The sequence below is a fragment of the Streptomyces sp. NPDC001002 genome (genome assembly GCF_053599215.1).
Window position 1 is genome coordinate 149,558 of sequence record NZ_JBSFLV010000007.1, and the last position, 13,320, is coordinate 162,877.

At 70.6% G+C, this 13,320-nt stretch carries 10 protein-coding genes; 3 read left to right on the forward strand and 7 right to left on the reverse strand.

Going from position 1 to position 13,320, the window contains the following annotated elements; translation table 11 throughout:
• Nucleotides 1-53: 53 nt before the first annotated feature.
• Entirely contained in the window at nt 54-2,153 is a 2,100-nt protein-coding gene (locus ACWDR3_RS06230) for a tetratricopeptide repeat protein (protein WP_450351199.1), read from the forward strand.
• Here the strand turns inward: ACWDR3_RS06230 and ACWDR3_RS06235 are convergent.
• From ACWDR3_RS06235 to ACWDR3_RS06245, 3 genes are all read right to left on the reverse strand, one after another.
• Entirely contained in the window at nt 2,140-3,969 is a 1,830-nt protein-coding gene (locus ACWDR3_RS06235) for a hypothetical protein (protein ID WP_450351200.1), read from the reverse strand. The two genes, ACWDR3_RS06230 and ACWDR3_RS06235, sit on opposite strands and share 14 nt — an antisense overlap.
• Before the next feature lie 94 nt (nt 3,970-4,063).
• The gene (locus ACWDR3_RS06240) at nt 4,064-5,404 is read right to left on the reverse strand and encodes an MFS transporter (protein WP_450351202.1); all 1,341 of its coding nucleotides are present in this window, start codon (nt 5,402-5,404) and stop codon (nt 4,064-4,066) included.
• Between the two features lie 169 nt (nt 5,405-5,573).
• The gene (locus tag ACWDR3_RS06245) at nt 5,574-6,239 is read right to left on the reverse strand and encodes a TetR family transcriptional regulator (RefSeq protein WP_450351203.1); all 666 of its coding nucleotides are present in this window, start codon (nt 6,237-6,239) and stop codon (nt 5,574-5,576) included.
• A gap of 165 nt (nt 6,240-6,404) precedes the next feature.
• On the opposite strand from ACWDR3_RS06245, the gene ACWDR3_RS06250 reads away from it, so the two are divergent.
• Together ACWDR3_RS06250 and ACWDR3_RS06255 are read left to right on the forward strand one after the other, a co-directional pair.
• On the forward strand, nt 6,405-7,277 hold the full coding sequence (locus ACWDR3_RS06250; protein ID WP_450351205.1) for a shikimate dehydrogenase: 873 nt from the start codon (nt 6,405-6,407) through the stop codon (nt 7,275-7,277).
• Between the two features lie 78 nt (nt 7,278-7,355).
• Nucleotides 7,356-9,152 carry a bifunctional sugar phosphate isomerase/epimerase/4-hydroxyphenylpyruvate dioxygenase family protein gene (locus tag ACWDR3_RS06255; RefSeq protein WP_450351207.1) on the forward strand — a complete coding sequence of 599 codons (1,797 nt, stop codon included), beginning with the start codon at nt 7,356-7,358 and terminating at the stop codon, nt 9,150-9,152.
• Here ACWDR3_RS06255 and ACWDR3_RS06260 read toward each other — a convergent pair.
• The 4 genes from ACWDR3_RS06260 to pgi all read right to left on the reverse strand — a co-directional run.
• Entirely contained in the window at nt 9,139-10,602 is a 1,464-nt protein-coding gene (locus ACWDR3_RS06260) for a membrane-associated oxidoreductase (protein WP_450351209.1), read from the reverse strand. The genes ACWDR3_RS06255 and ACWDR3_RS06260 overlap by 14 nt on opposite strands.
• A gap of 155 nt (nt 10,603-10,757) precedes the next feature.
• Nucleotides 10,758-11,345, reverse strand: coding sequence for a histidine phosphatase family protein (locus ACWDR3_RS06265; RefSeq protein ID WP_450351210.1), 588 nt, complete (start codon nt 11,343-11,345; stop codon nt 10,758-10,760).
• Between the two features lie 7 nt (nt 11,346-11,352).
• Complete coding sequence (gene gnd, locus ACWDR3_RS06270; protein WP_450351211.1) at nt 11,353-12,228, reverse strand: phosphogluconate dehydrogenase (NAD(+)-dependent, decarboxylating); 876 nt, start codon at nt 12,226-12,228, stop codon at nt 11,353-11,355.
• Nucleotide 12,229: 1 nt separating this feature from the next.
• Nucleotides 12,230-13,320, reverse strand: a 1,091-nt coding sequence (gene pgi / locus ACWDR3_RS06275; RefSeq protein WP_450351213.1) for a glucose-6-phosphate isomerase, incomplete at its 5' end; no start/stop codon positions are given.

Here is a 13,320-nt window from a genome sequence, read left to right on the forward strand (position 1 = left end):
CTAGGGTTGATCCACTGCGAGCGACGTCAAGGGCGGACGGGGGAGTGCGCGGCATGGTGGATCCTGTCTCGATGGGCGCCATCGGCGCGGTGCTCGGCGCCGTCGGATCGGGCATGGCGAACGAAGCGGGGCGCTGGGCCTGGGAGTCGGCAGGCGGACTGGTCCGCCGCATCGCCGGACGCGAAGTGGTCGCCCCCACGACCCCCGCTCAACTGGACGACGTCGCCCGGCTGGTGCACACACGCGTGCACGACGATCCGCAACTCGCCCGCGCCTGGGCGCAGTTCGCACAAGGGGTACGTACCCCGGGTACCGGACCGAGTGCGCACCGCCCCTCGCTGCCCACGGCCCCGCGTCTCTTCACGGACCGCCAACAGGCCCTGAAACTCCTGGACAAGGAGGCCGTCCGGGCCTTCGAGGGCCGCCCCCGGCTGGCCCTGCTGCACGGCCCGGAGGGCATCGGCACCAGCACCCTCGCCGTCCACTGGGGCTGGCGGCAGAGCGCCCGCTTCCCCGACGGCCAGCTCTACGCCGACCTGCGTGCCCGAGCGCCCGAAGCCGTCCTCGGCACCCTGCTGCGCGGACTCGGACTGCCGGACGAGGAGATCCCACCGGCCGAGGCCGACCGCGCCGACCTCTTCCGCCGCTGTCTCACCGACCGGCGACTGCTCCTCGTCCTCGACCACGCCCGGTCCGCCGCCCAGGTCCAGCCGCTGCTCACCTCGACGCCGGACGTCTTCACTATCGTCGTCGCCCGACAGCCCCTCACAGGCCTGGACGCACTGCGCATCCCGGTCGGCCCACTCGCCCGGCGGGATGCCGTGCGCCTGCTCACCGAACTCGTCGGCAAACCGGCGATCGGCGCGGCCCGCGCCACCCTGCCCGCGGTGCTCGACCGCTGCGCCGGCTCCCCGTACGCCCTGCGCGCCGCCGCACTCCACCTGACCTCGCCGCCCGCACAGACGGGTACCGCCACCGGGCCGGCGGCCGACCCGGTCACCGCCGCGGCCGAGGACTCGTACCGCCTGCTCACCCCCACCGCGGCCCGCCTCTACCGCCTGGCCGGTCTGCGCGACTGGCCCGCCCTCGACACGGCCGCCGCCGCTCGTGCCACAGACGTCGAGGCGGCCGAGGCTGCCGCGCTCCTGGAAGAGCTCGCCGACGCGCTGCTCCTCGAACGCACCACCCCCGGCCGCTACCGCTACCGGCCGGCCGTCCGAGCCCACGCCGAGCGCACGGCCGCCGCCGTCGACGGCATCGCGGCCTGCTCCGCCGCTGTCACCCGCGTCGTCGCGGGCTACCGCGACCTGGCCGTCGGCGCGGCCCGCGCGGCACTGCCGGAGAGCTGGCGCGTCCCCGCCGCCGACTCCCCGCTCCACTACCCGGACCGGGGCACCGCCGTGGCGGCCCTCGCCGCCGAAGCGCCCTCGCTCGTCGAAGCGGTGTACGCGGCGCGGGACTTCGGCGACCAGGACACCGTCGTCCTCACCTGCCAGGCCCTGTGGCCGCTCCAACTCAAGGCCGGCCACCACGACATCCTGCTCCCCGCCCTCCGGGCCGGCGCGCGCACCGCCGACGACCACTTCCCCGGCAGCCGCACAGCCGGCGCCCTGCACGCCCAACTCGCCCACACCCTCACCGAGTTGCGCCGCTGGGACGAGGCCGAACCCGAGGCCCTCGCCGCCGCACGGGACGAACAAGCCGCCGGACACGTACGCGGCCACGCTTCCGCCGTCGAGTTCCTCGGCCTGCTCAGGCTCCGGCAGTGGCGGTTCACCGAGGCGTACGACTGCTTCGACGAGGCGTACGCAATCCTCGACTGCATCGGCCCCCGCGACGAAGGCGCCGCCGATCTCCCGCGCGCCCGCGCCCTGTTGGAGCGCCACCGCGGACGCGCCCTGCGAGGGCTCGGCCGCCGGGCGGAGGCGGTGGAACGCCTGGAGGACGCTCTGCGCTTCTTCCGCGCCACCGGCGAGGCCTACAACACCGCCCGCACCCTCACCGACCTCGCCCAGACCCACCTCGAAGGCGGCGCGTCGGATCTCGCACTGCCGCTGATCGACGAGGCGATGGCGGCACTCGGGCGGGAGAACGCGGAGTACCAGGTGGCCGTGTTGCGGGTGTTGCGGGAGCGGTGCGTCAGCAGCGAGTGACGGTGACGCGGTGGGTCACGCGGCCGACGCGGACCGACAGCCCCTGATCGAGCAGTTCCTCCGCTGACTTGCCCCCGGCGAGCCAGGCGTGCAGGGCGGAGGCGTACGCAGCCGGATCGACACCGGTACCGGCTTCGGCCTTTGCGTCCGTGTCCGGGTCGGCGGCCAAGCGCAGCAGCGTGCCCGCTCGGGTGCGGAGCACGCAGGAGCGGGCGGAGTCGACGTACGCGGCGAGGGCGCAGTGCGGGTGCCGGTCGAGGATCTCGGTCGTCCAGTGGGCCGGGGATCCGAAGCGCGGGTCGTCCGGGGTTCCGTACCTGAACACGACGTCGGCCAAAGCGAGTTGGTCCGTCTCGCGGGTGTCCTCGTGGACGGCGATGTGTGCCTCGCCGTCGGTGTGCGGTGCCGGGTGCGGGCCGGCGTACCGGGTGACGGAGACCTCGCCGGAGTCGAGCAGGCGGGTCAGCACCAGCAGCGGAACGGTGTGGGTCGCGGGTTCGTAGGGCGGCAGGGGGAGTGGTTCCAGGCGGGCGGGGGCGTCGGGTTCGGGGATGCCGATGAGGTCGTAGAAGAGACGACGGAGCCGGGTTGCCGACTCGCCGGGCAGCGAACTGATCAACTCGGCGTGGTGGCGCGGAGGTTGGCTCTCGTTGCCCCGGTCCTCGATCAGGGCGTCGACCTGCGGGCGCAACGGCAGCGACGGGTCGAGGCGTGGTGCCGTGCGCACGAACGCGTGGACCGGGGCCCTCGGATCGAGACCGGACAGGGGAGCCGCGCCCAGCAGGACCGGTGTGCCGAGTCCGGCGGCGTAGTACGTGACGGAACCGTGGTCGCCGATCACGAGGTCCGCGGCGAGCAGCGCCTGGCGCCAGCCCTCCAGCGGGTCGATCAGGGCCAGCCCCGCGCGCCGCGCCCGGTCGAGCCAGGCGCGGATCTGGCCGGGTCCGTGACCGTGCCAGACGTTGGGGTGCAGGACGGCCGCGAACCGGTACTCGTCGGCCGGGAACTCCGAGGTCAACCGGGGCAGCAGGGACGGCAGTACGTCATCGCCGCCGTCGCCGAAGAGCGACTGAGGGTTCCAGGTGGAGGTCAGGACGACGAGGCGTCGACCTTCGCCGACGCCCAGGGCCCGGCGGTAGCGGTCGCGGTAGGGGCGGGCCGCCAGCATGCGGTCCCAGCAGGGGTCCCCGGCGAGTACGGCCGTGGGTGCGGCCTGCGGGCAGACGGCGCGCAGTCGCTCGTACTGCTCGGGGTGTGACAGGACCAGCGCGTCCGCGACCGGTTTCCCGTCCTCGTCGAGCAGCCACTCCGGCGACATCCCGAAGACCGGGTCCGACCCTTCTTGCCCGCCGACTGCCGTCGGGTGTCGGGTGTCGGGTGTCGGGTGTCGGGTGTCGGGTGTCGGGTGTCGGGTGTCGGGTGTCGGGTGTCGGGTGTCGGGTGTCCGCAGCCTCTTAGTGTATCCGACACCGTGGGACAATACCGCCAATACACCTGATATTGACGAGAGTTGACCGCCGAAGCTCGCAGACAGTGCGAGTGCGACCGGCGTCGCGATCGCCTGTTCCCAGGGCAGCACGGTCACTTGGGCGTCCGCCAGCAACTCGGTGAGCCCCGCCCGGAATGCCGACGAACCGGGGGAGGTCACCAGCAACTGCACTCTGAAGTCGTCGTGGAAGAGGGGGAGGACGTCGAGGAGGCGGGTCGCGGCGGTCACGTTGTGGACGACCAGGAGCACCGGATGTCCGTGCCCCCGCGTCGCCCACCGTGCCGCGTCGTCGCCGACCGGCACCTGTATCCAACCGGCCGCCGTCACGCCCTCACCGCCTCCCGCTGCCCGATCGCGTGATCGTTCCTGCGATCGGGCAACGATAGCCAGCGAGGATCAGGCCGTCACCAGCCGGTGGGGATCAGGCCGTCACCTTCTCCGTCCGTGACGCCTGCGCGGATGCCCGCTCGCCGAGCAGTTCGGTCGGTACCTTGCACGTCTCGCGGGCGGAGAGGGCGGCGATCACCGGGGGGACGCACAGGGCCGCGGTGAAGAGGGCCACCGAGGACCAGTCGGTGCCGTCAGGACCCGCGATCTGCGCGGCGAACGTGACCGCGAAGCCGGCCACCGCGAACCCGATCTGCGTGCCGATCGCCATGCCGGAGAGCCGGACCCGGGTCGAGAACATCTCGCCGTAGAAGGAGGGCCACACGCCGTTCGCGGCGCTGTAGACGACACCGAAGGTGATGATGCCGAGGAGCATGATCAGGGGGTAGGAGCCGGTGGAGATCGCCCAGAGGTAGAGGAACATCATGATCGCGCTGCCGACGGCGCCGATCAGGAAGACCGGGCGGCGGCCGACGCGGTCCGAGAGGGTGGCCCACAGCGGGATCGCGGCGAGCGCGACGAGGTTGGCGAGGGCACCGACCCAGAGCATCGAGGTACGGGACATGCCGATCGCGTCGCTGGTCGCGTACGCCAGCGCCCACACCGTGAAGATCGTGGAGACCGAGGCGATCAGCGCGCCCCCGATCACCCGCAGCACATCCGCCCAGTGCTCGCGCAGCAGCACCACCAGCGGGAGTTTCACCACACCTTCCGTGGCCGCCTGCCGGGCGAAGGCCGGAGTCTCCTCCAGCCGACGGCGGATGAAGTAGCCGACGACGGCGACCGCGATGCTCAGCCAGAACGGCACCCGCCAGCCCCAGGACAGCAGTTGGTCCTCGGGCAGCGAGGCGATCGGGATGAACACCAGCGTGGCCAGCAATTGTCCGCCCTGCGTGCCGCCGAGCGTGAAGCTGGTGAAGAAGCCGCGCCGGTGCGGTGGCGCGTGTTCGAGGGTCATGGAGTTGGCGCTGGCCTGCTCGCCCGCCGCCGAGATGCCCTGGAGGACACGGCAGGCGACCAGCAGGACGGGGGCGAGGGTGCCGACCTGGTGGCGGCTGGGCAGACAGCCGATCAGGAAGGTGGACACGCCCATCAGAATCAGCGTGAAGACCATGATCTTCTTACGGCCCACGCGGTCGCCGAAGTGACCGAGGAAGAGCGCGCCGACCGGCCTGGCCGCGTACGCCACACCGAACGTGGCCAGCGACAGCAGGGTCGCGGTGGCCGGGTCGGACTCGTCGAAGAAGACCTTGGGGAAGATCAGGGCTGCGGCGCTGCCGTAGATGAAGAAGTCGTAGTACTCCAGGGCGCTGCCGATCCAGGCGGCGGCGGCCGCCTTGTTCGGTTGCCCGGCGGCTTCGGCGGGGACGGACACGGCGTGCTCCTTCGGGGAACTCCAACGTAGGGGAGTGAGCGGGAGGAGAGGGACGGGGCCGAGGTACCCGAGCGTGGGCCGGTTAATTAACCCACTGGATAGTTAGTCTCGGTGGGTAGGGATGTTGCGCTCGCGTTTCCCGGGTGTCAAGAGGTCGCGCGTTCCCGGCTCAGTCGGCCGTGCGCTCCGCCGTCAGATAGGCGATCACCATGTCGCCGAGCATGGCGCGGTAGTGCTCGCGCTGCGCCGGGTCGGTGAGGTCGCGGCCGAACAGGGCGCCGAAAGTATGCCGGTTGGCGACCCGGAAGAAGCAGAACGAACTGATCATCGCGTGCAGGTCGACCGCGTCGACATCAGCCGTGAACAGGCCGGACTCCTGCCCGGTGGCCAGGATGCGGCGGATCACGTCGAGCGCGGGGGAGCCGATCTTGCCCAACTTCTCGGAGCCGGCGATGTGTTCGGCCCCGTGGATGTTCTCGATGCTGACCAGGCGGATGAAGTCCGGGTGCTGTTCGTGGTGGTCGAAGGTGACCTCGGCGAGCTTCCGGATGGCCGCGACCGGGTCGAGATGCTCGACGTCCAGCCCCTGTTCGGCCTCGCGGATCACGGTGTACGCCCGCTCCAGGACGGCGGTGAAGAGCTGCTCCTTGCCGCCGAAGTAGTAGTAGATCATCCGCTTCGTGGTGCGGGTGCGGGCCGCGATCTCGTCGACGCGGGCACCGTCGTAGCCGGCCCGCGCGAACTCCTGCGTCGCCACGTCGAGGATCTCGGCCTGGGTGCGGACCGCGTCGCGGATCCGCCCGTTGGGTCGTGCCGGTTCGTCGACGCTGGTCATCGGGTTCCTTGGGTTCCTTCGGGAGTGCGGCCGCTGCGGCAGATTGTAGGCGGCGGATGGTGCAGGGCGGGGGTCGCGGCGGTCCCAGGCCTTCCCCGAGGGGCGGTGCGGCTGATATAGCTAACGTACTGGTTCGTACATTAGCGATCGGCTCGGGAGGTCCGCGTGGCCAAGGACTCGTTTCTCGTTGGACTGATCGGTGCCGGCATCGGGCCGTCGCTCAGCCCGGTGCTGCACGAGCGGGAGGCGGACCGGCAGGGCCTGCGGTACCTGTACCGGCGCATCGACATCGACGAGCTCGGCCTGCGACCGGAGGCCGTCGGCGATCTGGTGCGAGCCGCGCGGGACCTCGGTTTCGACGGGCTCAACATCACCCACCCGTGCAAGCAGCTCGTCATCGAGCACCTGGACGCGCTGGCTCCGCAGGCTTCGGCGCTCGGGGCGGTGAACTCCGTGGTTTTTGAGGATGGTTGTGCCGTTGGGTACAACACCGACGTCACGGGGTTTGCGGCTGCGTTCGCTCGTGGGTTGCCGGACGTGGCGTTGGAGCGCGTTGTGCAGGTGGGAGCGGGGGGTGCGGGGGCCGCCGTGGCGCACGCGATGCTGACGCTGGGCGCCGAACGGGTCACTGTCGTGGACGCGTTGGCCGATCGGGCCGTGGATCTCGCTGCCGCGCTGAATCGGCATTTTGGGGCGGGGCGGGCTGCTGCGGCTTCTCCGGAGCGGTTGGGTGAGTTGTTGGCCGGGGCGGATGGGGTTGTGCACGCGACGCCTACCGGGATGGCCGCGCATCCTGGGTTGCCGTTCCCTGCGGGGTTGCTCCGCAGGGAGTTGTGGGTTGCTGAGGTGGTGTATCGGCCGTTGGAGACGGAGTTGGTGCGGGCCGCTCGGGGGGTTGGGTGCGCCGTGTTGGACGGGGGTGGGATGGCTGTGTTTCAGGCGGCTGATGCGTTTCGGTTGTTTACGGGGCGTGAGCCGGATGTTGGGCGGATGCTTGCGGATTTCTTGGTGGAGAGCTCGGCGGAGCAGGTCGTATGACGGGTGCCGGCCGGATGTGGCTGGTCGCGCAGTTCCCCGCGCCCCTAAAGACAAAGACAGAAGGCAGGAGGAGTCGCCGTGCGTACCTGTATAGCTACCGTCTCTCTTAGTGGCTCCCTTACCGAGAAGCTTGCCGCCGCCTCCCGGGCCGGGTTCGACGGGGTCGAGATATTCGAGAACGATCTGCTTGCCAGTCCGCTCACGCCTGAGGAAATCAGGGGACGTTGCTCGGACCTCGGGCTCTCCATCGACCTCTATCAGCCCATGCGGGACATCGAAGCCGTCCCCGCCGAGGAGTTCGCGCGGAATCTGCGGCGCGCCCGGCACAAGTTCGAGGTGATGCGGCGGCTCGGCGCCGACACTGTCCTCGTCTGCTCCAGCGTTTCACCGCTCGCGGTGGACGACGATGCCTTGGCTGCCGAACAGTTGCGTCAACTCGCCGATCTCGCGCAGGACTTCGGAGTTCGGGTCGCCTATGAGGCGCTTGCCTGGGGACGGCACGTCAATACGTACGACCATGCCTGGCAAGTTGTCGAGGCCGCCGACCACCCGGCCCTCGGTACCTGTCTCGACAGCTTTCACATCCTCTCTCGTGGCTCCGATCCCAAGGGGATTGAAGACATCCCTGGGGAGAAGATCTTCTTTCTCCAGCTCGCCGATGCCCCGTTGCTCGCCATGGACGTGTTGCAGTGGAGTCGGCACTACCGCTGCTTCCCCGGGCAGGGTGGGTTCGATGTCGCCGGGCTCGTGGGGCATGTGCTGCGCGCCGGATACAGCGGGCCCCTCTCCCTCGAAGTCTTCAACGACGTTTTTCGTCAGGCCGAGGCCGGTCCGACCGCCGTGGACGCGCATCGCTCGTTGCTCGTTCTCCAAGAGGCCGTCGGGGTGGCGGAGTTGCCCGCGCCCGTCGTCCCCACGGGCGTGGCCTTCGCCGAGTTGGTCACGGCCGACGCCGAGCCGGTCTCGGCGGTCCTCGGTGCTCTCGGGTTCGCGCGCGCCGCTCGGCACCGGAGCAAGTCGGTCGATCTGTGGCAGCAGGGGGACGCCCGGGTGCTGGTCAACACCGGGCCCGCCGCCCGCCGTGACGGTACCGGCCTCGCCGCGATCGGTCTTGAGTCGCCGGACCCGGAAGGCGCCGCCCGCCGTGCCGAGGCGCTGTTGGCGCCGGTGCTCCCGAGGCGGCGGGCACCGGAGGACGCGCCCCTCGAAGCCGTCGCGGCTCCAGACGGCACGGAGTTGTTCTTCTGCGCCACCGGCCGGCCCGAACTGCCCGATTGGCGGGCCGACTTCGAGGACGTCCAGCACACCCCGACGGCAGCGGTCGTCCGCCGTATCGACCACCTCGCCCTCACCCAGCCCTGGCACCACTTCGACGAGGCCGCGCTCTTCCATCAGGGCGTCCTCGGGCTCGACGCCCAGGAGAGCGTGGACGTGGCCGACCCGTACGGGCTGCTGCGCAGCCGTGCCGTCACCGGGGCCGACGGTGGCGTGCGGATCGCCCTGTCCGTCGGGGCGGCGCCCGCCGACGACACGGTCCACGCCCAGCACATCGCCCTGGAGTCACGGGACTTGGTGGCCGCGGCCCGCAGGTTCCGCGCGGCGGGCGGGCTGCTGCTGGAGATGCCGGCGAACTACTACGACGACCTGGCCGCCCGGTTCGAGTTCGCCGACGGCGAGTTGGCGACGTACAAGGAGCTCGGGATTCTCTACGACCGTGACGCGTACGGGGAGTTCAGGCACTGCTACACCCGCACCGTCGGCCGCGTCTTCTTCGAGCTCGTCCAGCGGGACGGGGGCTATCGGGGGTACGGCGCGACGAACGCGCCGGTGCGGCTGGCCGCCCAGCACTCCGCTCGGCGCCTCACTGGCGGCTGACGCTCCTGGTCACGCCCGCGATGACCGTCGTGGCGAGGATCCAGCCGGTGATGATGAGGACGTAGGACAGCGCCTGGTAGCCGCCGCGCGGGGCGAAGGCGCCCTCCTGGCCGAAGGAGATCACCGGGAGGAGCAGGTCGAGGGTGTAGAACACCGCGTTGAAGGGCGGTGCCTCGGATGGCTTCAGCGCGGGTGGGTTGTGGAGGGCGTACGCGATCGAGCCCGTGGCGAGCAGGGAGAGGAGCCAGATCGCCGCGCGCAGAGGGCGGAAGCCGTAGCCGACGGTGACTTCCTGGAGGTGGCCCCAAGTGCGCCCGTACCAGGGGAGCGTGGCGCGATGGCGGAGCTGCTTGGCGAGTTGGACCTCGCGGGCCGCCCGGTCGTCGCCGATGCGCCGGTAGGCGGCGGTCAACTGCTCGTAGGCGTACGGGACATAGCCTTCGCCGTCCCGTTCCAGCATCGGCAGGCGCTGTTCGGCGGGCAGGTGCGGGGTGAGGGTCGTGAAGCTGAGGTTGTTGATGCGGACCTCGGCGGGGAGCACCTCGGGGCCGAAGCTCAGGACCTCGATGTGTGCGCGGCGCAGGTTGAGGACGCCCTCGACGGGATCGCTGCCGTACAGCCACAGTTCCCCGATGACACTGCTGCTGGCCCGCAGTGCAGTGCCACCGGGGTGGGACAGGTGCGAGCGGGACAGGTCGAGGCGGCCGGCTATGCGGGCGCCCCGCAGTTCGATCTGGCCGTACGCGTGGAGTCCGCGGGCGCGGACGTCGGCGTTCGCGTCGAGCGCCTCCGCCTGGAGGGCGATACCGCCGGGGTTGTGGAACTCGGCGTTCTCCAGATTCACCTTGCCGGCGACCGAAGCTCCGTTGAGCCGTGTCTCGCCGTACACGCGCAGCCCCGTGGCCACGAAGTCGTGGCCGATGGCGGACTGGTTGAGCTGGAGTGCCGGCTCCGTGGCGTCCGTGGCTCTGATCTCGGCCCCGTCGAGGTAGACCGCGCCCGCGATCTGCGTCCCGCCCAGCTTCACCACTCCGCGTGCCCGACACCCCGACAGGCGCAGCGGGCTGTCGACGCGTGAGCTGCCGAGGGTGAGGGCGGGGAAGACGGAGTCCCGGAGGTTGAGTTGGCGGAGCCGGGAGCTGTAGAGGTCGAGGCGTTCGTCGAAGTGGCAGTGGCTCAGCCGGACGGCGTGCTCGACGACGGCGTAGATCAGATTCAGCACTCCCGTGACGCGTGCGCCCGAGAGTCTCAGGGCGGCGACCTCGCCCTCCTCCTGTGGCGCGCTGAGCACGAGTGCCTTGAGCACCTTGGCGCGGACCGTCCGTTCCGGTCCCCACTCGCCTCCCGCCGAGACGTCCTCGTCCGTCGACTCCCGGAAGTCCACCGACTCGCCCCGGGGAAAGGCCCGCCACACCCGCAGTTCGGCCGGTGTCAGATCGCTGATCTCCATCAGCGGTGACTCTGACCCGGCCCGCGTGAGCTGTCAACACCCCTTTGTGAGCGGGAAGTTGTGCAGACGGCCCGGGCCGTGACGCCAACGCGTCGGCCCGGGCCGTTGTCGAGCGCAATGCCTATGCCCCGGCGTTCCACTCCAGAGCACAATGCCTAGGCCCTGGCGTTCCACTCCGCGATCACCGGTCGGTCGTGCTCCGTCGACAGGCGGCTGACCGTGCCCGTCGACAGCTGGAACAGCCGCCCCTCGGCGGGCGGCAGGCCCAGACGGCGGGCTGTGAGGACGCGCAGGAAGTGGGCGTGCGCGACGAGGATCACGTCGCCGTCCGCGAGGGCGGGGGCCACGCGGGACAGCACCCGGTCGGCGCGGGCGCCGACCTCGGCCGGGGACTCGCCGGGGTGGCCCTCGGGGCCCGGTGGGACGCCGTCCAGCCACAGGTCCCAGCCGGGGCGGGCGCGGTGGATGTCGACGGTGGTGACGCCCTCGTAGGCGCCGTAGTCCCACTCGTGCAGGTCGGGATCCGGTACGGACCCCGTCAGGCCCGCGAGTTCGGCGGTGCGTATCGCGCGGCCGAGCGGGCTGGTCAGGGCGAGAGCGAAGGTCCGCCGGGAGAGGAGGGGAGCGAGCGCCTTGGCCTGCTCCTCACCGTGCTGGGTGAGGGGCAGGTCGGTCCAGCTGGTGTGCTGGCCCGACACGCTCCACTCCGTCTCGCCGTGGCGGACCAGGAGAAGGTCCCCCACGGTGGGCCTACTTCGACTCGACGGCGTGACCGCCGAACTGGTTGCGCAGGGCGGCGATCATCTTCATCTGCGGCGAGTCGTCCTGCCGGGACGCGAACCGCGCGAAGAGCGAGGCCGTGATCGCGGGCAGCGGCACCGCGTGGTCCACGGCCGCCTCGACGGTCCAGCGGCCCTCGCCGGAGTCCTGCGCGAAGCCCTTGAGCTTGTCGAGGTGCTCGTCGTCGTCCAGGGCGTTGACCGCGAGGTCGAGCAGCCAGGACCGGATCACCGTGCCGTCCTGCCAGGAGCGGTACACCTCGCGGACGTTGTCCACGGAGTCGACCTTCTCCAGCAGCTCCCAACCCTCGGCGTAGGCCTGCATCATGGCGTACTCGATGCCGTTGTGGACCATCTTGGAGAAGTGCCCGGCACCGACCTTGCCCGCGTGGACATAGCCGTACGGGCCCTCCGGCTTGAGCGCCTCGAAGATCGGCTGGAGCCGCTCGACGTGCTCCTTGTCGCCGCCGACCATCAGGGCGTAGCCGTTCTCCAGGCCCCACACGCCGCCGGAGACGCCGGCGTCGACGAAGCCGATGCCCTTGGTCGCCAGCTCCTTGGCGTGCTGTTCGTCGTCCGTCCAGCGGGAGTTGCCGCCGTCCACGACGACGTCACCGGACTCCAGCAGGCCGCCGAGCTCGTCGACCACCGACTGGGTGGCCGCGCCGGCCGGGACCATCACCCAGATGGTGCGGGGCGCTTCGAGCTTCTCGACCAGTTCGGTGAGACTGCTGACGTCGGAGACCTCGGGGTTGCGGTCGTAGCCGACGACGGTGTGGCCCGCGCGGCGGATGCGCTCGCGCATGTTGCCGCCCATTTTGCCGAGTCCGATCAAGCCGAGCTGCATGTCAGTTCACTTCCTTCAGGTCGCGGTAGGCGGCCACGAGTGCGGTGGTGGAGGGGTCGAGGCCGGGGACGTCCGCGCCCTCGGTCAGGGCGGGTTCGACGCGCTTGGCGAGGACCTTGCCGAGCTCGACGCCCCACTGGTCGAAGGAGTTGATGTTCCACACCGCGCCCTGCACGAACACCTTGTGCTCGTAGAGGGCGATCAGCTGGCCGAGCACCGACGGGGTCAGCTCGCGGGCCAGGATCGTGGTGGTGGGGTGGTTGCCCTTGAAGGTGCGGTGCGCGACCTGCGCCTCGGGCACGCCCTCCGCGCGGACCTCCTCGGCGGTCTTGCCGAAGGCGAGGGCCTGGGTCTGGGCGAAGAAGTTCGCCATCAACAGGTCGTGCTGCGCCTTGAGTTCGTCGCTCAGCTCGGCCACGGGCCGGGCGAAGCCGATGAAGTCCGCCGGGATCAGCTTGGTGCCCTGGTGGATCAACTGGTAGTACGCGTGCTGCCCGTTGGTGCCGGGCGTGCCCCACACCACCGGGCCGGTCTGCCACTCCACCGGCCGCCCGTCGCGCTGCACCGACTTGCCGTTGGACTCCATGTCCAGCTGCTGGAGGTACGCGGTGAACTTGGAGAGGTAGTGGCTGTAGGGCAGCACCGCGTGCGACTGGGCGTCGTGGAAGTTGCCGTACCAGACGCCCAACAGGCCAAGGAGCAGCGGGGCGTTGGAGCCGGCGGTCGCGGTGCGGAAGTGGTCGTCGACGATCCGGAAGCCGTCGAGCATCTCCAGGAAGCGGTCGGGGCCGACGGCGATCATCAGTGAGAGGCCGATCGCGGAGTCGAACGAGTAGCGCCCGCCGACCCAGTCCCAGAACCCGAACATGTTGTCCGGGTCGATGCCGAACTCGGTGACCTTGCCGGCGTTCGTCGACAGCGCCACGAAGTGCTTGGCCACCGCCTTGTCGTCGCCTCCGAGGCCCGCGAGGAGCCAGGAGCGGGCCGAGGTGGCGTTGGTGATCGTCTCGATCGTGGTGAACGTCTTGGAGGCGACGATGAACAGCGTCTCCGCCGGGTCGAGGTCGCGGGTGGCCTCGTGGAGGTCGGCGC